The sequence below is a fragment of the Jeotgalibaca ciconiae genome, from assembly GCF_003955755.1.
GTDB classification, from domain to species: Bacteria; Bacillota; Bacilli; order Lactobacillales; family Aerococcaceae; genus Jeotgalibaca; species Jeotgalibaca ciconiae.
The window spans coordinates 859,589-881,306 of record NZ_CP034465.1 but is presented as its reverse complement, the minus strand read 5'-3'; the positions used below and the strand labels follow the sequence as shown (position 1 = coordinate 881,306).

Genomic DNA, 21,718 nt, shown 5'->3' with positions numbered 1-21,718 from the left:
GTGAAGAGGGGATTACAATGACGGAAACAGTAGTTGTACAAGCAAATGAACTTCACGGGCTCATCAAAGGGAAACTGATAAAAGCAGGTTTACATACGGAACAAGCAGAAGAAGTGGCGATGCATCTGGTCTTTGCGGATTCATGCGGGATTCACTCGCACGGAGCTGTGCGGGTAGATTATTATGCGGAGCGGATTGCCAAAGGCGGCGTAACAAAGGACCCTGAACTGCAATTTGAAAAAACAGGATCAAGTACAGGGATTTTCCATGGGGATAATGGTGTCGGACAATACGTCGCTAATCTTGCGTTAAAAGACACCATTGCTTTGGCAAAAGAATCTGGTGTTGCAGTTGTTGGTATTTCTAAAATGAGCCATAGTGGTGCTCTTTCTTATTACGTAAAGAAAATTGCGGAGCAGAATATGATTGGCATTGCGATGTGTCAGTCTGATCCAATGGTTGTTCCTTTTGGTGGATCTGAAAATTATTATGGAACGAATCCAATCGCATTTGCAGCACCTAGAAAAAATGGAGTGCCGATTGTTTTTGATATGGCAACAACCGTTCAAGCTTGGGGAAAAGTATTGGACGCTCGTTCTAAAGATCAAACGATTCCTGACAATTGGGCAGTAGACAAGGATGGTAAACCAACGACAGATCCACATGCTGTCCAAGGGTTACTGCCGATTTCTGGTCCCAAAGGGTATGGGCTGATGATGATGGTTGATATTTTGTCAGGAATTCTATTGGGACTTCCATTTGGAAAGCACGTTTCGTCTATGTATGACCAGTTGTCAGAAGGACGAAACTTAGGACAGTTGTACATTGTTATTGATCCACAAAAATTCACTGATCTCGATACATTTAAAGAAAAAATCGATCAAACAGTTACTGATTTACATGCGATTCAACCAGCTGAAGGTTTTGATCAAGTGTATTATCCGGGGGAAGTCAGCCAAATCAATTTTGAAAAATACCAGGCAGAAGGAATTCCAATAGAAAAAGGAATTTACGATTATTTAAAGAGTGATATCATTCATTACGATAAATATGGCGGCAAGAGTGCATTCGCTGAATAAGTTTTATATTTAGGAAGAGCTGAGAAAATTCGGCTCTTTTTGTGTGCCATCAAATGGATTGTTTTTACTCATATACCCCAAAAAATGAAGGCAGTACTTTTTTGATTTTCTCGTTAGGGATAAAAAATCAGAAAAACTTTATCTCTTACGTTAAATGAAAGCGTAAACAAATAAAGTAGAATAAAGATAACGATGGTGTTTGGTGCCTAGTTGCTGCTTTTTTAAAAGATAAAGAAAGAGAGAGTGATAAAGATGAAGAGAGTCAGGTTCATCGTATCAAGTTTGTTATCTTTGCTGTTTCTTCTGCCACATGTAGTTCTTGCCTCGGATACCGACATTACAACTGTACCCGCACCTGAGGGAATCATGGGAATCGTTAGTGTTCTGCCTATTATTATTATTTTAGTACTGTTATTCTTGAAAGTAGATATGTTAGTTGCAGGTCTCATCGGTGGCGTTCTGTCCATGATTATTGGGGGAATCACATTAGGGCGAGCGAATGAGCTTTTCTTATCTTCTATCCCATCTATGTTGACCATAACCGTCCCTATCGTAAACTCGGCAATCGCTACAGCTGTATTTAAGTCGGGTGGGTATGCTTCTGCATTGGCTTTAGTGAGGCGGGGTATTAAAGGGAAAGTAGAATATTTTGCAGCATTTATTGTTTTATTAATGTCTGCTGCAACCTATATGTCTGGAATCGGCGGCGGTACCGCCATGGTATTAGCTCCCCTTGCATTTGCTGCAGTAGGAGCAGTTCCAGAGTTGATCGCAGCAATGTGTTTGGCAGCGGCAGTTTCTTTTACTACCTCTCCGGCTTCTTTGGAAACGAGTATTGTATCGCAGCTTTCCGGCGCTAATGTAGGAGATTATGTGAATGTGATGCGACCTTATTGGATAATATTTACGATAATCGCCATTTTGATTGGTTTTATTGGGACTAAAATGAGAGGAGCAGCATTTCTAGGGGAAGAATCAGAAGAAATAAAGGCAAAGTCTAATAAAGAGTTGCTGGTTAACACAATTCCGGCTATATTCCTGTTATTTGCTGTAATTGTTGGTCCCTATATAAACAATTTGGTAGGCATGCCGATTCTCGGCCCATTCATGTACTTAGTCATTACGATTGGCTTGATTGCTTTGTGTTCTGACTTTAACTTGGGAGAATCCTCTACTGCTTTAGTGGACGGCTCTCAATATATTTTAACAAGACTATTCCAAGTAGGGATTTTTATTACATTTATTAATATTATTGGTGAAACAGGAGCATTTACGGTTATCGTTAATCTCGCTCAAAATGCGCCATCTATCATATTGGTTCCAGCTTTGATTTTGGCGGGGTATGCGATAGGCGTTCCGGCTGGAGCATATGTAGCGACCATTCTTGCATTGATTTTACCAATTGCAATTTCGTTGAATTTACCTTTGCTTGCGGTCGGATTGATTACAATGGGTGTCGGACTGGGCAGTCAAATGAGTTTTGTAAATATCACGATGCAAGCACAATCTTCTGGTTTTGATATTCCAATTCTTCAAGTTGTAAAAGGAAATACAAAATATATTGTTGGATCCTTGGTCATTCTAGTTTTAATAGGTTTAATCTTGGTTTAATTTAAAAGGAGAAGGAGAAGAAAAATGGATATTCTAGTGAAAAATGTTGTGATAGATGATACGAATGAATTGGTAGATATCGGCATTGATAATGGTATTTTTAAAAGGATAGGAAAAGAATTGGACGTAGATGCAAAACGAATCATTGATGGATATGGAAGAGTGGTTATTCCAGGATTAGTTGAATCACACATTCATCTGGATAAAGCGTTGATTGCGGATCGTTTGCCAAATAAATCAGGAACTTTGCAAGAGGCTTTAAAAGTGACGGCGGAATTGAAATCTACTTTTACACGGGAAGATGTCAGGGAGCGGGCTGAGCAAGCATTACAAATGATTATTAAAAGAGGAACAACACATATTCGTACCCATGCTGAATTTGATCCAGTGGGAGGCTTTCATGGATTTGAAGTGATTATGGAGCTAAAAGAAAAATATAAGGACTTCGTAGATATGCAAGTCGTTGCTTTTCCACAAGAAGGAATCATCAAGGCACCTGGTACAGAAGAATTGATGTATCGTGCTATGGATATGGGGGCAGATGTAGTCGGAGGAATACCTTATAATGACTCCGATCCCAAAAAACATTTGGATATTGTCTTTGAAATTGCAAAAAAATATGATAAAGATATCGACTTGCATCAAGATTTCAAAGATGACGCGGAAGGGCAAACCATTGAAATGGTAGCCCAAAGAGCGATTGACGAAGGGTATGTCGGACGCGTATCGGTCGGTCATCTAACAAGTTTAGGAGCTGTGCCGGATGAAAAACTGAAACCCATCATTGAGTTGATGGCAAAAGCGGACATTAATGTCATGAGTTTGCCGATGACTGATTTACACTTAGGAGGCCGCCACGATGAATATAATGTGCGACGAGCTGTCACCCCAATTCGAAAACTGCGTGATGGCGGTGTAAATGTGGTGCTTGCAACCAATAACATTCGAAATCCCTTCACCCCGTATGGGAATGGTGATTTGATGCAAGTAGCGATGTTGGCTATCCCAGTAGCACATCTAGGCGGGGCAGACGACTTGCATACTGTTTTGCCGATGATTACAAGTAAACCAGCCCGAGCTTTAAAGTTGGATGATTATGGTATTGAAGAAGGAAAACCAGCAACCCTCGTTTTACTAGATACCACAGACTATCAAAACGCCGTGATTGATATTCCGGATCGTTTGTTTGTCATCAAGAAAGGAAAAGTAACGGTCGAGATGGATAAACATATTCAAATAGAGTGGCCAAAATAAAGATGAAAAAGTTGTCTCTTTTCAAGGAGGCAACTTTTTTCGTTGGAGACAGGGTATTATAGATTCTGCTTTTTATGTCTAGCGGTCCAAGACTATCTCTCGGAAACTAGATCGATTGTTCTAACTCGGCTTTTTGTTGCTGGTATGAATTTTTCTGCCATCGATGTCCAGCAGTCAATTCCTTGCCTAGTGAAAAAGATGAATCTATCCGATTGCGCAGTATGTACAAACCTTTCAATATAATGTTTGATTTTTTCTCTGCGGTAGTAATTTCAGAAGACGTATTCCGATACTATATTGCAAGACTTCTTCTGAATTATTGAGGTTTATTTGATAGACATCCCGTAAGCGGTCAACACGATATCGAACAGTTTTTGGATGGATGGATAATTTTTGTGCGGCTTCCGAGAAGCTCTGATTGACATTCAAAAAGATTGATAGAGTATCTAATAATTCTGGGTTTTCCTCCTGTAATTGCCAAATGACTTCCGGCACAAATCGTTTTAATGAGTGGAGGTTGTCTGTTTCCACGAATAATTGATAAATCCCCATTTCTTGATAGGTAACAATTTGGTTTCTTTTCCCCATCAGCTGTAGGATTTTTTGAGTATCAAAGGCTTGCTGATAACCTTTAGGCAGATCTTGGAGTTTGAAATAGTCGCTGATTGAGATATACAAATCGAATACGCGATAAACATCTTTTTCTAGAATGCGTTTCAATAAGCGATTTGTGATTTCTTTTGTCTTGTCGAGAGAAAGATTTTCTGCTGGTACAATCAGAAAAACTTTCTGTTTTCGAGTGACAGACGTGCAATCTGGAAAAACGGGACGGGCATGATAAATAATTGCGTCCGTAAAACGATTCATCAAACGCTGAGAAATGTTTTCCTTCTTAGGTTCAAAAGCAAATAAGATAACCCGGTAATTCAGTTCAGGATTTAGTTGGAGCTGCAAAATAGTCTCCATGACTGCTTCCTCTGAGTTCAAACGACCATGTAGTAAATCAGAAGCCATTTCGTTTAAACGAATTCGATTATTTTGGCGAATGGCTTCATCTTTTAATAGTTCAATTTGAATAGCAGCGATTGCATTTTCGATAATCATAAAATCAATGTCATCAATTGATTCTTCCATTTCGTGAATAATCAACTCATACTCTTCATAGCCAAGGTTAGGAATCGAAATAACAAATTGTGTATAGCTTTTGTGAGGAGAGTATTGGGCGTATTCTACAGTATATTTGTTGTAAGAAAAATTCATTTCTTTTTTAAATGGCAGAGGCTGCTTTTTGATTACTTTATACGTTACTAAAGCCTCATTGGTTGTTATTATTTTATTTTTAACTTTTTCCAATAAGGTGATTGGTTTATCGATTGTATCCTGTAAGACTTCCAGGATGACTGGAATACCGGGCTGCTGCATCATTAGCTGTAAGAATTTTTTATGTGTATCATAATAACTTTGTAAAATATAAGCATCCCGGTTAATAATTTTATTGGATATTTCTGTCAGAATTTGTCCATAAGAAGTTCTCTTGTCTATTTCAATTAAGGGAATTTGATACAGCTGGCAATATGAAACAATCTTGGGAGGGATATTAGAAATGAGGCGATCAATTTTTATAACAAATCCCGCGATACCGATTTTCTTAGCCAAGCCGAAGAATAAATCAATTTCTCTATCAGATAAATCTTGTAGAGCGTAGTAACTCGATAAAATTAATAAACCTTTTCGTCCCCACAATTCGATATCCGGTGCTTCCATTACCATGATGCCATTTACTTCGTTGCTTAATTTCTCATAGCCCGTAACAAGACTTGCATGTTGAAAAGAACGATATTCAAGAATGCTTTCGATTGTCGCCATAGAGATCCTCCTTTTGCTTGGGTGAGATACAAGAAAAAAATTGTATTGTCTATAAGGGATAAAAAAATCAGTTTTTTTTAGTTTAACTTGTAATGTATGCGATAACAATTGTTTTCTATAATAGAGATACCATAAAGGAGGTGCTGGGTCAATTTATACTCTTTTCTTGATGTAAGGTTTTTAGTCATTATTATTTTATCGAAACTAAGGGAAATAGGAGGAAGAAAAAAGATCCACAAGAAGGGTGGTTAGTAAGATGAAAAGAGTCAAGAACATGAATCTATTGACGCAAATTGTCATCGCAACAATTCTTGGTGTATTAATAGGAGCGTTCTTTGGAGCTTACGTTGGCTTTTTGGAGATTGTGGGAACAATTTTTCTACGTTTAATTCAGATGTCGATTGTTTTATTGGTAATGGGACAAATTATCGAAGCAGTAGGGGAATTGAATCCTAAAACTTTAGGAAGTGTGGGAGTAAAAACATTCATACTGTTCTTTGCTTCTTCTGTTTTAGCGGGAGCTGTAGGTGTTTTGGCTGGAGTATTATTCCAACCAGGAAGTGGAATTGATAGCACAAACATATCAGGTGAAGGAATCGAAGTTGCTCAGGATGCAGCACAATCAATTGGGGATACGATTTTAAGTTTCTTCCCAAGTAATATTATGGGTGCTCTATCAGAAGGAAATATTGTCCATGTCATTGTTTTTTCGGTATTGTTTGGTTTAGCATTAAGTTATATCCGAGTAGATGATCAGGAAAACCGTATTTTAGATATTGTAAAACAATTCAATGTGATTATTCTTCGATTAGTCAGCATGGTTATGGTCATAGCGCCCATCGGTATTTTTGCTCTTATTGCTTCGACAATTTCAAATATGGGACTTCAAGTTATTTTACCTTTACTGAAATATTTAAGTGTCTACGCCCTTGCAACACTCATTTATTTAGTCATTTGGTTTGTAGCAGCTTCTATGGTTTGTAAAGTGAGCGTCATCAAGCTTACAAAAAACATGGCTGAAATGGCAATCATGGCTTTAGTAACCACTTCATCAGCGGTTACTCTTCCAACAGCTTTAAAAGATTCAAGAGAAAAATTAGGTATTCATGACCGAGTAGCAAAATTAGTTTTGCCTTTGGGAATGACATTGAACAGTAACGGATCTGCTATGCACATGGCCATTACTGTCGTTACGATTGCACAAATATATGGAGTTGATTATGGAGTCGGCGATTATATTTACATTGCTTTTTTAGCGGCATTAGCTTCTTTGGCAAATGCAGTCGTTCCTGGAGCGGGACTTGTTTCGCTTGCGATCGTTGTGCCGCAAATGAACTTACCGATTGAAAGTATTGCTTTATTTGCTGGAGTCGAGTGGTTTGTAGGAATGCTTCGAACGATTCTGAATGTATCTGCCGATGCAACAACAGCCTTTATAGTGGCAAAAACAGAAGATGCAATTGATTATGAAGTATTTAATAAAATTTGATTGAAATGAAAGGCGGAGTTTAGATGGATAACAGTAGAGCGGTGTCTGTGAATGAGCGTTATTGGTGGCGCGTAGTTTTATTAAGTTTTATAGGCTGGATTATCATGTACGCTACACGTACCATTTTTAATCCAATCATGGGAGTCGTTGGTGAAGAGTTTGGCTTAAGTAATGCTGATTTAGGTTTGGCCAACAGTATCTTTTTCTTAACATATGCAGTTGTTCAGATTCCATTTGGTGCATTAGGTGATAAAATTGGACGACGTTTAGTCATTATGGTGGGCTTTGTCTTGTTTGGTTTGATGACATATGCGAGTGGGATTGCGACTACCTTTGTCATGTTTCTATTTATTCGTGCATTAGCCGGAATTGGCCAAGGTGCCTATTATGGCCCCCAATATGCATTGTCAAGTGAAGCGATTCCTACGCGGACACTTACATTAGGTACCGCAATTATTAATAGTGGGATGGCTTTTGGTACATCTGGCGGGTATTTATTATCCAGTCAATTAGTATTGGAAAATGGCCAACATTGGAGTAGACCTTTCTTTATTATGGCGATTCCTACGGTAATTGTTGGGATTCTATTCTATGTTCTTCTCAAAGAAAAAATTGTTAGACCGGAAGATCAAAACAAAACGAAAGAAGAGTTACAAGCAGAAGCAACGAACGGCGGAAATGGTTATGATGAAAGCGAAGGAGCAAAAATTTCGCTGGGATCAATATTTGCGAATCGTAATCTTTTAGCTGCGTTTATCCTTGTATTCGCAAGTATTTATGCGAACTTTGTAATTATTACTTGGTTGCCTACATTCTTAATTCAAGAGAGAGGATTTGAAGGAGCAAGCGTTGGGTTTATTTCCTCGCTCGTTCCATGGGCATCTATCCCTGGAGCTATTTTCCTTGCGATTCGTGCGGATCGGATGAAAAATACAAAACGTATCGTTTATATCTTGGCTCCTATTGCAGCACTTTCAGTTTTCTTAATGGCATTTGTAACGAATCAAACACTGCTGATTGTTATGTTAATCATTTATGGAGTGACAGGGAAATTAGCGATGGATCCAATCTTGGTAGCATTTGTAAGCAGACATTCGCCAAGGAGAGCACTCGGTACCGCATTAAGTGCCTATAATTTTGTAGGAATGTCGGGTTCGATTTTAGCACCTTACATCACAGGCTTCTTATCTGACACGTCGGGTTCTATGCAAATCGGGTTCTATCTAGCAGCGGTCCTATTGATTATTGGGGTAGGGATATTCGCTACATTGGCAAGAGAAGAGAAAGTACCTAATTCTATTTAATCACGACTGACACTATCATTCAATGAAAGAGAAAAGGCTGGCGAAATCCAGCCTTTTCTTATGGGCATTTAAATCGGTTTTTAGAAGTTTTTTCTATTTTTTCGGCAGTATTTTCAGGAGTCTGATAGCAATACTATATTGGAGAATCTCCTCTGGATTGTGGAAGTTCATTTGATAATTTTCTTTTAAACGATCGATCCGGTATCGAACCGTTTTGGGATGAACAAAGAGAATTTGAGCGGCATCAGAGTAGTTTTGATTTACATCGATAAAAGCGTGGAGTGTTTCTAATAGCTCAGGATTGTTTTTTTGCAGTTCCCATATTTTATCCGGCACAAATCTTTCTAAGGTCTCTAAATTCCCTGTTTCTACAAAGATTTGATAAATCCCCATATCTTGATAGGTAGCAATTGCTTGAGGTTCATCAATCATCTGTAAAATTTTATAAGTATCAAATGCTTGTCGATAACCTTCTGGAATGTTAAAAGGATCAACTTTATTGCTGATGCTTGTGTACATTTCAAAGTTTTCATACAATTGATTTTTGTTGATTTTACTCTTCATTTTATTGACCTTCGTTTTTACTTCTTTTAGCGAAGTTGTATTTGCAGGAATGATTAAAATGATTTTTTCCTTTCGTGTAACATAAACAAAATCAGAGAATTCAACTTTTGAATGGTTGATCAAAACATCGCTAAAACGAGATAATAGCTGTGGAGATGCCTCTGTTTGTTTATTCTCAAAGCTGAAAAGCACAATCCGATAGAGACTTTCGGTATCTAAATTCAAATCATGTATTGTATCAATAATGTCCTCTTTATTATTGAACCGGCCATGTAATAAATCGGAAACCATTTCATTGAAGCGAGAACGATTATTTTCTCTTAAGGCATACTGTTTAACAAGTTCCGTTTGCAAGGCGACTACGGCATTTTCAATTGCTACAAAATCCACATCTTTTAACTTCTTATCAAGTTGATGAATAATGAGTTCGTACTCTTCGTATCCTAAATTCGGAACCGAAATCGAGAGAGCTGTAGAAGGCATGGAAGTATCAGGAGCTGTATAATTAATTAAATACTGTTTATATTGAATATTCATGTATTGTTGTTGGCTTAGATCTTTTTTGTCTTCAATTTGAAAGTGGTTATAATAATCATCGGTTCCTAGTATCTTTTTCTCTACCTTTTCAACTAATGTCACAGGAAGATTGATTAAAGATTTTAAGTTATGCAAAATGTGCAAAACGTCTGGTTGATTCATCATGAGATGGATGAATTGCTGATGAATTTCATAATAATTTTTTAGAATAAAGGCATTTCGATTGATGATTGATTCCAAGATATCATTCATGACTCTTTCGTAAGTAGTTTGTTTATCAATTCGAATAAGCGGGAAGTCGTACTTCCTGCAATTAGAGAGAAAAGTTTCTGGAATTTCATTTACGAGACGGTCCATTTTAAAAATGAAACCGGCAATTCCAATCTCTTTTGCATATTTAAAGAAAATATCGATTTCTTCTGGCAAAGCATCTTCTAAAGCAAAGTAACTTGTCAGCAAAATAACTCCCGCATGTCCCCACTCTTCGATATCGAGGGCTTCCATTACCATGACATTCGTCACTTCATTTTCCAAGCCGATACTTCCAGTAATCAGGGATGCTTTGCTTAAAGATGGATATTGCAAAATATCTTTTACGGTTAATGGCATTAGTCAAACTCCTTTTCTGCTAACTTTCCTAAATCATGCAATAAAAAATATCATTTGTCCAGTATAGATAAAAATAATGATAAAATTTAGTGTTCTTTGCAATGTATGCGTAATCATTTATTTTTTATAATGAGAGTAATAATAAAGGAGGTAGGATTATGCTTTATACGGTTATCAAACAAAATAGCTACCAGGATTCAATCAACCTGATGCTTTTGACAAATGAAGTGAGTACGTTAAATGGTGTAAAAAAGAGCCAAGTAATGATGGGAACCGATGCGAATAAAGATATTTTTCGTTCAGCAGACCTGTACACGGATGAGGTAGATAAAGCGACCCCAAATGACATGGTGATTGTTGTCGATACAGATGATCAGGCAGTTGTTGATCAAGTAATAGAAAAAGCGGACCAATTTTTAACGGATCTTTCCGTGAAAAAAGAATCTGATTCTGTAACAAATGTAAGTAATTGGAAAGAAGCTTTAGCAGCATTACCGAATGCTAATATGGCACTGTTTTCAATTCCAGGGATTTATGCAGCAGATGAAATTGAACATGCTTTAGATGAAGGACTGCATGTTTTTTCTTTTAGTGACAATGTCGCCTTGGAAGATGAAATTCGTTTAAAACAAAAAGCTCATGAAAAAGGACTCCTATTAATGGGGCCGGATTGTGGTACAGGGATTATTTCAAGCATTCCCATGGCTTTTACAAATGTTGTAAATCCAGGCAACATCGGTATTGTTGGTGCTTCTGGAACCGGTATTCAAGAAGTCTCCACGATTGTTGAACGTTTAGGCGGCGGTATGGTACATGCTATTGGAACGGGTGGACGCGATTTACGGGAAGAGGTTGGCGGCATCACGATGAAGGATGCCATTGTCGGGTTAGAACATCATGATCCAACAGATGTCATTGTGATCATATCCAAACCACCAGCAAAAAAAGTACGCGATGAAGTGATGGAGCTATTGCACGCAGTATCGAAACCGGTTGTTGCGATTTTCTTAGGCGAAAAACCGGAAAATCACGAAGGGAATGTTTATTTAGCCCATACTTTGGAAGAAACAGCTCAGATTGCGGTTGATTTAGCGCAAGGAAATGAAGTGAAAGAACGCTATTTAGAGCCACTTAGTTCAGAAGTAACTAAAACATTACCGGAAGGAAAAACAGTAAAAGGCTTATACTCTGGAGGGACGTTAGCAAATGAAGCTGCTATGTTAATTTCAGAAGTATTGAACGTAGAAGAATCGAAAAAAGAAGAAGGTTACATTTTAAACGCAAAAGGATTCCAAGTGGTTGACCTTGGTGATGATGTATATACGCAAGGCAGACCTCATCCGATGATTGATCCGGAAGTACGGATTAATAAAATCAAGGAAGCAGTAGAAGATGAAACAACTGGGATTATTTTACTGGATATCGTGTTAGGATATGGTTCGCATCCCGATATGGCAAATGCTTTGCGTCCTGCTATTGAAGAAGCTTTTGAAACAGCAAGAAAAGCTGACCGCGATTTCTATATTGTGGCAACTGTGTGTGGTACAAAATATGATCCGCAAGATTACGATAAATCAGTGGAAGTACTGAAAGAATCAGGTGTGTTAGTAGAGGATAGCAATGCTCGTGCCATTCGTCTTGCTTTAGAATTAATGGGTGCAGAATTAGTAGAAGAACCCAAAGGAGTCGTGGCCTACGAAAAAGAAAAAGTGACTCTGCCAGAAATCAGCCCACAGGTAGACGCTTTATTAAATTCCACACCACAAGTCATCAACGTAGGTCTTGAAAGCTTTACTGAATCGATTGAAACTTATGGCGGAAAAGCCATCCAATTTGATTGGAGACCGGTTGCTGGCGGGAATCAAAAACTCATTCGCATTTTAAATGAGTTGAATAAGCATGCAGAAGAAATTGACCAAGCCAACGAGAAAGTAATTGGACGTTTAAGAGATTCACAACCATTCTTGATGGATGTCGTTCCTGCTATCAGTGTGATTCCGGAATTGGACGGCAAAGTATTGCTTCATGCAGGCCCTCCAATCAAATACGAAAATATGACTGGACCGATGCAAGGTTCTTGTGTGGGAGCCAGCTTGTTTGAAGGTTGGGCTGATTCGGAAGAAGAAGCTCGTCGTCAATTAGAAAGCGGAGAGGTGGAATTTATTCCGTGTCACCATGTGAATGCAGTAGGTCCTATGGGTGGAATCACTTCTGCTAACATGCCGGTACTAGTGGTTGAGAACAAGCAAGACGGTACAACTGCATACTGTACAATGAATGAAGGAATTGGGAAAGTACTCCGCTTTGGTGCCTATTCACAAGAAGTAGTGGACCGCCTCACTTGGATGAAAGATGTTCTTGGACCTGTTTTAGGAAAAGCGCTGCGCAAGCTGGAAGGCGGCTTGAATCTGAATGTAATTGTTGCCAGAGCTATTACGATGGGGGATGAATTCCACCAACGGAATATAGCAGCATCACTCATTTTCCTAAAAGAAGTTACACCAACCATTATTGAATTGGATATTGATCAAAAGGATAAGAAAGCAGTTATTGACTTCTTAGCACAGACAGACCAGTTCTTCTTAAATATTATGATGGCAATCGGAAAAGCAATGGTCGATTATGCGCGTAAGATTAAAGAGGGAACGGTAGTAACTACATTGACTCGAAACGGAGAAAACTTTGGAGTTCGTATTGCTGGACTAGGAGATGAATGGTTTACTGCGCCAGTAAACACCCCGAACGGATTGTACTTCACTGGCTTTACGGAAGAGGATGCGAATCCGGATATTGGAGATAGTGCCATTACAGAAACAGTAGGGGTTGGAGGGATGGCAATGATTGCTGCTCCTGGAGTGACCCGATTTGTAGGAGCAGGCGGATTCCAAGAAGCGCTGGATGTATCGAATGAAATGGAAAAAATTGCCGTGAGCTTGAATCCAAATTGGACGATTCCTACTTGGGACTTCAAAGGTTCAGTTCTTGGAATTGATGTACGTAAAGTAGTGGAAACAGGGATTACACCGCTTATCAATACAGGTATTGCGCATAAAATTGCCGGAAAAGGCCAAGTAGGCGCTGGTACGGTGAGAGCTCCGCTTGCTTGTTTTGAAAAGGCGTTAGTTGCCTATGCTGAGTCATTAGGAATTTCGGTAGAATAAGATGATTACGAATGTTAGCCATGGGATAAAAAGTAATTTTTTATCCCATGTTCTTTCAGAAGATGGGTTTGGTTATGTTCATTCGATATTTACAAACAGCTTCAATGTTCTTTTTAAGGATCAGTTAATTCATTTTAGCGAAACTGGCAAAGAACTTTCTTCATTTGGTATTGGTATTCCATCTAATCAATGGAAGAAATTACTAACAAGTATCAAAGTGGAGGATCGTGTAAAAAGCCGTCAAAATAATTGGATGATTTATGCTAGACAGATAACTTGGAAGTTAGAACTGGATAAATTTAATGAAATTGATTGTAAAATACCTAAAATAGATGAAATCAACCCGAAGTTGATTTATAATTTAAAGAACAATTTCCAATCTTTAGGAATTGATGAGAAAACTGAATTAGTTGCAAATGAACGTGATCAATTGTTTATAGAAGAATTCTTGGATGCAAATTGGGAAAATCATGAGTTTTTTCAGCAGTTCGTAGCTCACTTTTTAGGAAGAGGGATAGGCCTTACACCAAGTGGGGATGACATGTTGATGGGCATGATTATGATGTCAAACTCTTTTTCTATGCCAATGGAATGGTCTTCGTTCATTTTAACTCAATTAGAGCGTACACAAACAACAAAAGTAAGTGATGCTTACTACAAAGCTTTGTTATCTGGTTACATAAGCACTCAGTTTGTCTCTCTGTTGCAAATAATCAAAGATAAAAAAATGACTGACTGGAATGAAGCTATTTCAAGAATTGCTGATTATGGACACACTTCCGGATGGGACACGCTTTTTGGTATTTTTTTATTTTTGCAGAAACTAGAGAAATCTTTGTCATGAAGAGCGGTCGTTGATTTTTATAATAAGCGAGAGTAAGGGAGAATGGAAATATGCCGAAAAAAATAGTTGTTGCTTTAGGTGGAAACGCCATTTTAACAGATATTCCAACAGCGGAAGCACAAAAAGAATCATTGCGTCAAACAAGTGAGCATTTAGTCAGTTTTGTAAAAGAGGGCCACCAAATTATGATCACTCATGGAAACGGTCCGCAGGTAGGGAATTTGTTGCTTCAGCATGCCGCAGCAGATTCAGAAAAAAATCCAGCATTTCCGCTGGACTCTCTTGTGGCAATGACACAAGGAAGTATTGGTTTTTGGATGCAAAATGCTTTACGTGAAGCATTGATTGCTCATAATATTGAAAAGCCAGTTGTTTCTTTAGTTACTCAAGTACAAGTGGATGAAAATGATCCGGCTTTTGAAAATCCATCAAAACCGATTGGTCCATTTTTAAGCGAGGAAGAAGCAAAGGTTGAAATGAAAAAAGGGAACGGGACCTTTATTGAAGATGCTGGTCGTGGTTGGCGTAAAGTTGTACCCTCACCAAAACCAAAGAGTATTTTAGAATACCCAATTGTAGAATCATTGACAGATAACGGTGTGATTACGATTGCTGCCGGTGGCGGTGGAATTCCGGTAATCGCCTCTGAGGAAGGATTTACAGGAATTGAAGCGGTTATTGATAAGGACTTCGCAGCAGCAAAACTTGCTGAATTAGTTGGAGCGGACTATTTGATTATTTTGACTGGGGTAGACAATGTCTATGTCAATTGGAATAAACCAGACCAAAAAAAATTAACCGACGTAACGGTCGATGAATTAAAAGAATATATAAAACAAAACCAATTCGCTCCTGGCAGCATGTTACCAAAAGTAGAAGCAGCAATTGAATTTGTTGAAAATGCGAAAGATGGAAAAGCGATTATTACATCATTAGAAAATGCTGGTAAATTATTTGATGGTAACGGTGATGTAACAACGGTAATAAAATAATTGCTTTAACAGTTTAGCGTGATAAAAATCTATACCTTCTTAAGTTGATTTATTAACTTGAGAAGGTATTTTTTTCTGAAAAATGATAATGAAAATCAAAATGTTCATTTCTATCAATTTTGAAGTCAAAAAAATAAAGTACAGCCCAGAAATTTGCTCTGTACTTTAAAAAACTGGTTAAATGAAGATGAAATCGCTCCCTTATTTTTTAGTATTGGTGGAATTAAAAGGTACTTTTCAAACAAAAACTACACATTAAAAATAAAAAAAATAAAAAAAGTATTGAAATGTAATTGGTTTCAGTATATGCTATATCCATAAACGCGCGTTCATGGGATGTTCATCGTATAAAAAAAGGTGGAAATGAGCGTATCGTTTTTCTTTTTAACAAATCATGAACGCGCGTTTATGAGTTTGAATCAAGCTGCAATATAAGAAGGCAAACTGCAAGACCTTCATTTTAAGGAGAAATGTTATGGGGAAAATAAGTTTAGGAATAGACATAGGAGGGACGTTCATTAAGTATGCATTAATAGACAAGCAACATCGCATCAAAGAGAAGTGGAAAGTCGAAACGGTTAAGTACAATACAGCCGACGAATTTTACGATTATATATGTTCAAATATAAGAAATGTAGATGAAATTGACAAAATCGGTGTAAGCGCACCCGGCCTTATTGATGAAGATTCGAATGTTAAATCCTATGCTGCTCCTAACGTAGCTATAATGTACGGCACAAATATCAATAATGAAATCAACAAAAGGACAAATAAAAAAGTGTCCGCAATCAATGATGCAAAAGCGGCAGGTTTATGTGAGTTTAAAATTGGAAATGCAAAGGGATACAAATCTTCAGCGTTTTTGATTATAGGTACAGGAACAGGCGGATGCATATGCGACGAAAACGGAGTTGTGTATGGAAAAGATTCGTTTGCGGGGGAATTCCATAATATGCCTTTTGTAAACGCTGAGATAGGCGGCCTTGATAAGATGGGTGATTATGCTTCGATAACCGGATTGGTTAATTTATACAATAAAAAAGCTAATCGGGAGGAGCAGGTTCAGTATGGAAATGAGGTTTGCAAGAAGTACCTAAACGGAAATGAATCAGCTGTGTCTTCAGTAGATGAATGGATAGGAAACATAGTGGCTCAATTAATAGTAATCACCGTTTTTTATAATCCTGAAGTGATATGCATCGGTGGAGGAATATCCGAAGAAAACTGGTTCATCAATAAAGTAAGAGAAACGTATAAGAAAACCTGTAGGGAGTATTTAGAAGCGGATTTTATTACTACCGAAATCAATAGATGCAAGCATAATAACGATGCCAACATACTGGGTGCTGTTATAAAAGCTTCTATCTAAAATACACAACAGTTTTGTTTCAAGAAAGAATGTTTGAAAATAAATTTATATTGAAAACGGAGGAGAAGATTCAGTGATATACGAAGAATTAGACAAATTCCAAGATGATTTCCTATGGGGATCGGCATCTGCAGCGTATCAGGTTGAAGGAGCATGGGACAAAGATGGAAAGGGGGAAAGTGTATGGGATGTGTACACCCGCCAACCGGGGACAACATTTAAGAATACAAACGGGAATATCGCGGTCGACCATTACAATAGATACAAAGAAGACGTAGCTTTAATGGCTGAAATGGGATTGAAAGCTTATAGATTCTCAATTGCATGGACACGTATTTATCCCAATGGAAGAAATGAAGTAAATGAAGAAGGCTTAAAATTTTATGAAAACTTGATAGATGAACTTATCGCGAACAATATCCAACCAATCATTACGTTGTACCATTGGGATTTACCTCAACATCTTCAAGATTTGTACGGCGGATGGGAATCAAGAGAAATCATTCATGATTTTAATGAATACTGTGTAACGTTATTCAAGAGATTTGGGAATAAAGTTAAGCACTGGGTATCATTGAATGAACAAAATATATTTGTAACACTAGGTTACGTAACCGCTATGCACCCGCCAGCTGTTAAAGATCAAAAGAGAATGCTTGAGGCGAATCATATAGCGAACTTAGCTAATGCTACCGTAATTGAATCCTTCAAAAAATATGTTCCAGACGGCATGATTGGACCAAGCTTTGCATTTGGACCAGTTTATCCATTCAGTTGCGATCCAAAAGATGTTTTATCCGCAGAAAATGCAGAGGATTTAAATTGCAATTGGTGGCTCGATGTTTATTGCAAAGGTAAATATCCAGTGTTCGCTTTTAAATATTACGAAAGACTTGGAATCGCACCCACTATTGAAGATGGAGATCTTGAATTATTGGAAAGAGTAAAACCAGATTTTATCGGAATAAATTATTACCAAACAAGCACAGTTGCATTCAATCCGCTTGATGGAGTAGGGCAATCGGAAGGTATCAATAACACAGGTAAAAAAGGCACCGCTAAAGAAAGCGGATTACCCGGAGTTTATAAAAATGCAAAAAATGCACATCTGGAAACAACAAATTGGGACTGGGCAATTGATCCTACTGGTTTAAGAATTGGACTAAGAAGATTGACCAGCAAATATAATCTTCCAATACTTATTACAGAAAACGGGCTTGGAGAATTCGACAAGCTTGAAGAAGACGACACTGTCAATGATGCTCACAGAATCGATTACTTGAGCGCACATATCAAGGCTTGTAAAGAAGCAATAACAGATGGTGTTGATCTTCTAGGCTACTGCACGTGGTCATTTACAGATTTGTTAAGCTGGTTGAATGGTTATCAAAAACGCTATGGATTTGTGTATGTGGACAGAGATGAAAATGATCAAAAAGATTTGAGAAGAATCAAAAAGAACAGCTTCTATTGGTACAAAAATGTTATTCGCACCAATGGAGAAGAGTTATAAGAATCGTTCACAATCAATGAATATGAAAAAACAAGGAGAGATAGACCATGAAAAAAATTTTACTAGTATGTTCAGCAGGAATGTCCACAAGTTTGCTTGTGACCAAAATGAGAAACTCCGCAAAGGAAAAAGGAATTGAAGTAGAAATAGATGCTCTTCCAGTTGCAGAGGCAAGTACGGCCGTTGATAATGTCGATATCGTTCTTTTAGGACCACAAGTGCGTTTCCAGAAAGGGACCGTTGAAAAACTTGTAAAAGGCAGAATTCCCGTAGAAGTGATGGACATGCGGCTGTATGGAATGATGAATGGAAAAGCGATTTTAGAAGATGCTTTACAAAAAATAAACTAGGAAAAGAGGCTAAAAAAAATGAGTTTTATGGACAAATTTCAAAGTGCTATAGAAAGATTGTTAGTGCCTGTAGCTACAAAGTTGAACGCTCAAAGACATATATGCGCAGTAAGAGATGCTTTTATTTTATCATTCCCATTAACGATGGCAGGATCATTGATGGTGTTATTGAATAATGTTTTCTTGTCAGCAGATGGATTCATGTTTAAAATCTTGCAATTCGATAAACTTTTTCCGGGTATTGTTAAATTCCAAGCAGTGTTCGCTCCAGTTGTTAAAGGTTCAGCTGATATTTTCTCGATTCTGATTGTGTTTTTGATAGCCAGAAACCTTGCGAAACTAATGGAAGGCGATGATTTGTTGACAGGTTTGACCGCAATCTCTGTTTATTTCATCATCTATCCTGATTATTTCGATAATGAAGGAGTAAATTATCTAACAAATCAATATATGGGCGCACAAGGGTTGTTTGTAGCAATTTTGGTTGGGCTCTTGGTCGGCGAACTAATGTCTAGATTAGCAAAATCAGATAAGTTAGAAATTAAAATGCCAGAACAAGTACCTTCAGCAGTTGCAAGATCCTTCAAAGTGTTGATCCCGATTATCATCACGACGATTTTCTTCTCCGTCCTCAACTACTTTGTAAAAATGGCTGCACCGGGCGGATTACATGAATTAATTTATAACATCATTCAAACACCATTGACCAGAATGAGTCAAAGTTTATTCTCAGTGCTTATTTTAGCATTATTATCTCAATCGCTATGGGCTATGGGAATACACGGACCAAATACGATTGCAGCTATTCGAGATACCATGTTCTCGGAAGCCGGAAACGCAAACCTCTTACATTATGCTGAAAGCGGTACTACATGGGGAGCGCCTTATCCGATAACGTACAGTGGTTTAGCTACTGCTTTCTCTGAATATGGCGGTTCAGGAGCGACATTGGGTCTAATCATTGCTATGTTGATTTTCTCGAAAAATAAGGAATCAAAAAGTATTGCCAAACTTTCTTTGGCACCCGGTTTGTTCAATATAAACGAAATGGTTATCTTTGGTTTACCGATTGTTCTGAATCCGATTTACATTATTCCATTTATTATTGCGCCACTGGTTAACATTATGATTGGTTATACCGCAGTTATGATTCTTAAGATTATGCCGCCGGTAACGATTGGTATTCCTTGGACAACACCAGGACCATTGATGCCTTTCTTGGGTACAGGCGGAAATATCGTCGCACTGTTTGTCGGATTCATCTGTCTTGCGGTGAGTGTATTGATTTACTCGCCGTTTGTAATCGCAGCGAATAAAGCAGCGATTATTGAAGATGAAATGGAGAATGAAATACAGTCACAAGAAGTAGTAGAATCGATTTAAAAAAGCTGCAGTACGCTGAGAACAAACCGAAAGATTCAAGATAGGAGATTTACACATGGAAGGAATTGAATTAACTGCTTTTAGTATAATCAGTAATGTTGGAATGGCCAAATCATTGGCTATTGAAGCATTAAGAGATGCCAGAGAAGGAAAGTACAATGAAGCAGAAAAGAAAATGGCTGAAGCATCGGAATATTTTGTGAAAGGCCATCATGCACATACTTCTTTGATACAAAAAGAAGCTGCTGGCGAAAAAGTTGAACTTTCGTTAATCATCATGCACGCAGAAGATCAATTGATGTCGACGGAGACAACTAAATTATTAATCGAAGAAATGATAGAAATGTTCAAACAGTTAAACAATAAATAAGTGAACATGAAAGAGAAAATATTAGACGAACTAGAATTGCTTGCTTACTTTACAGGCAGAATCTGATGCCAGCAGCAAAACATAGAGCACCCAGGATGAAATATAATCCTGGGTGCCTTATTTTTAGAACAAAACACCGAGGTGTTGGTTTGTTCTGCGGTTGAAGGCATTTGCTGATGGTTTCTGCATGAAAGGTATTGCCAAAAGTCTCCTTTTGCTGGAATCCTGAAGCAGGCAGAGTTTTTCGAAAAACAGAAAAAGATTGAAAAAAATGGACAAATAATATAGTGTTGCAGTATGAACACGAGTTTACGAACGAAAGGAGATGCCTTTATGATGAATAGTACTGAAATTGCAAAAATTGCCGGAGTATCACGCAGTACTGTATCCAGAGTGATAAATAATTATTCAAATGTCTCGGAAGAAACAAGAGAAAAGGTTTTAAGAGTAATTAAGGAACATGAGTATGTGCCACATGCTTCAGCAAGGATGCTTGCAGGAAGCCAAAATAAGGTGATCGGCTTATTTATTATAGACCTGATACATGAAGAAGTTGGACTAAAAAATAGAATTACCAAAAGTCCGTATTATCTAGAATTTACTAGTTCAGTGATAGAAACAGCAAGTGAGATGGATTACCTGGTTCTTGTCCATATTATACATAGCGTCGCAGGCTATGAAAAAATTAAAGAGAGTTTTTATAATAAGACAATTTCTGGTGGGATTTTCATAGGCCAGAATGACGACGATGAATCGATAAAAACAATCATTGATAGAGGGTATAAAGTTGTGCTGCTCGATCAATCAATCAGACCTGAAGATGCCACCTATAACCAGTGCATGATAGTGAATGCGGACAATTACAACGGCGCTTATTGTGCGACAAAATATCTCATAGATAAAAAACATAAACAAATCGCACATATTACAGGCGGTACGGTCAAATTCTCTTCTAAAGACAGGATAAGAGGATACAAAAAAGCATTAGAAGATGCAGGGATAGAAGTAAATAAGAACTTGATTGTAAATAGCGAATTTGTGGAAAATGCTGGATATGAGGCTGCGAAAAAATTATTTAATGGAAATAGTGAGTTTTCGGCTATTTTTGCCAGTAATGATAAGATAGCATTTGGAGCAATCAAAGCTATTCAAGAAAGAGGTCTCAAAGTTCCAGATGACATCTCTGTTATAGGATTTGATGATATTGAATCGTCTAAATATTTTAATCCGCCATTGACTTCTATGAAAATGAAGTTAGGAGAAATGGCTGATATCGCCACAAAGTCGATTGTTGCATCGATTGAAGGTGAAACGAAGCCATCTATAAATGTAGTACCTGTCTCATTAGTTGAAAGGGAGAGTTGTGGGATTTTGCAGTAGCAAAACTTGCTGAATTAGTTGGAGCTGATTATTTGATTATTTT

Annotated in this window: 16 protein-coding genes; 14 read left to right on the top strand and 2 right to left on the bottom strand. The window is 37.8% G+C overall.

Annotated features, from left to right (window positions below; translation table 11 throughout):
* Window positions 1-17 precede the first annotated feature (17 nt).
* From allD to EJN90_RS04080, 3 genes are all read left to right on the top strand, one after another.
* A complete protein-coding gene (gene allD / locus EJN90_RS04090; RefSeq protein ID WP_126108994.1) occupies window positions 18-1,079 on the top strand; it encodes an ureidoglycolate dehydrogenase in 1,062 nt (353 codons plus the stop codon).
* 252 nt (window positions 1,080-1,331) lie between these two features.
* A complete protein-coding gene (locus tag EJN90_RS04085) occupies window positions 1,332-2,690 on the top strand; it encodes a citrate transporter (protein WP_126108993.1) in 1,359 nt (452 codons plus the stop codon).
* Between the two features lie 24 nt (window positions 2,691-2,714).
* Entirely contained in the window at window positions 2,715-3,944 is a 1,230-nt protein-coding gene (locus EJN90_RS04080) for an amidohydrolase family protein (protein WP_126108992.1), read from the top strand.
* A gap of 234 nt (window positions 3,945-4,178) precedes the next feature.
* Here EJN90_RS04080 and EJN90_RS04075 read toward each other — a convergent pair whose 3' ends face one another.
* Window positions 4,179-5,810 (bottom strand): PucR family transcriptional regulator, encoded by a 1,632-nt coding sequence (locus EJN90_RS04075; protein ID WP_126108991.1) that lies wholly within the window; start codon window positions 5,808-5,810, stop codon window positions 4,179-4,181.
* A gap of 256 nt (window positions 5,811-6,066) precedes the next feature.
* On the opposite strand from EJN90_RS04075, the gene EJN90_RS04070 reads away from it, so the two are divergent.
* Together EJN90_RS04070 and EJN90_RS04065 are read left to right on the top strand one after the other, a co-directional pair.
* Window positions 6,067-7,299, top strand: a complete 1,233-nt coding sequence (locus EJN90_RS04070) for a dicarboxylate/amino acid:cation symporter (protein ID WP_126108990.1) — start codon at window positions 6,067-6,069, stop codon at window positions 7,297-7,299.
* A 23-nt stretch (window positions 7,300-7,322) separates the two neighbouring features.
* Complete coding sequence (locus EJN90_RS04065) at window positions 7,323-8,603, top strand: MFS transporter (RefSeq protein WP_126108989.1); 1,281 nt, start codon at window positions 7,323-7,325, stop codon at window positions 8,601-8,603.
* A 93-nt stretch (window positions 8,604-8,696) separates the two neighbouring features.
* Here EJN90_RS04065 and EJN90_RS04060 read toward each other — a convergent pair whose 3' ends face one another.
* Window positions 8,697-10,313: a PucR family transcriptional regulator gene (locus tag EJN90_RS04060; protein ID WP_126108988.1), complete on the bottom strand. Its 1,617-nt coding sequence runs from the start codon at window positions 10,311-10,313 to the stop codon at window positions 8,697-8,699.
* 158 nt (window positions 10,314-10,471) lie between these two features.
* Between EJN90_RS04060 and fdrA the strand changes: the two genes are divergently transcribed.
* The 9 genes from fdrA (at window position 10,472) to EJN90_RS04015 (ending at window position 21,675) form a co-directional block, all read left to right on the top strand.
* Window positions 10,472-13,474: a bifunctional FdrA/YlbE family protein gene (gene fdrA / locus EJN90_RS04055; RefSeq protein ID WP_126108987.1), complete on the top strand. Its 3,003-nt coding sequence runs from the start codon at window positions 10,472-10,474 to the stop codon at window positions 13,472-13,474.
* A gap of 1 nt (window position 13,475) precedes the next feature.
* Entirely contained in the window at window positions 13,476-14,318 is an 843-nt protein-coding gene (locus EJN90_RS04050; protein WP_126108986.1) for an oxamate carbamoyltransferase subunit AllH family protein, read from the top strand.
* A gap of 50 nt (window positions 14,319-14,368) precedes the next feature.
* The gene (gene arcC / locus EJN90_RS04045; protein ID WP_071243070.1) at window positions 14,369-15,310 is read left to right on the top strand and encodes a carbamate kinase; all 942 of its coding nucleotides are present in this window, start codon (window positions 14,369-14,371) and stop codon (window positions 15,308-15,310) included.
* 475 nt (window positions 15,311-15,785) lie between these two features.
* Window positions 15,786-16,679, top strand: a complete 894-nt coding sequence (locus tag EJN90_RS04040) for an ROK family protein (RefSeq protein ID WP_002305082.1) — start codon at window positions 15,786-15,788, stop codon at window positions 16,677-16,679.
* A 73-nt stretch (window positions 16,680-16,752) separates the two neighbouring features.
* Window positions 16,753-18,192, top strand: a complete 1,440-nt coding sequence (locus EJN90_RS04035; protein WP_126108985.1) for a glycoside hydrolase family 1 protein — start codon at window positions 16,753-16,755, stop codon at window positions 18,190-18,192.
* A gap of 47 nt (window positions 18,193-18,239) precedes the next feature.
* Complete coding sequence (locus EJN90_RS04030; protein ID WP_002305086.1) at window positions 18,240-18,542, top strand: PTS sugar transporter subunit IIB; 303 nt, start codon at window positions 18,240-18,242, stop codon at window positions 18,540-18,542.
* 18 nt (window positions 18,543-18,560) lie between these two features.
* On the top strand, window positions 18,561-19,925 hold the full coding sequence (locus tag EJN90_RS04025) for a PTS sugar transporter subunit IIC (RefSeq protein WP_126108984.1): 1,365 nt from the start codon (window positions 18,561-18,563) through the stop codon (window positions 19,923-19,925).
* Window positions 19,926-19,980: 55 nt separating this feature from the next.
* On the top strand, window positions 19,981-20,295 hold the full coding sequence (locus EJN90_RS04020; protein ID WP_126108983.1) for a PTS lactose/cellobiose transporter subunit IIA: 315 nt from the start codon (window positions 19,981-19,983) through the stop codon (window positions 20,293-20,295).
* Window positions 20,296-20,628: 333 nt separating this feature from the next.
* Window positions 20,629-21,675, top strand: coding sequence for a LacI family DNA-binding transcriptional regulator (locus EJN90_RS04015; protein ID WP_002319287.1), 1,047 nt, complete (start codon window positions 20,629-20,631; stop codon window positions 21,673-21,675).
* The last annotated feature ends 43 nt before the right edge of the window (window positions 21,676-21,718 follow it).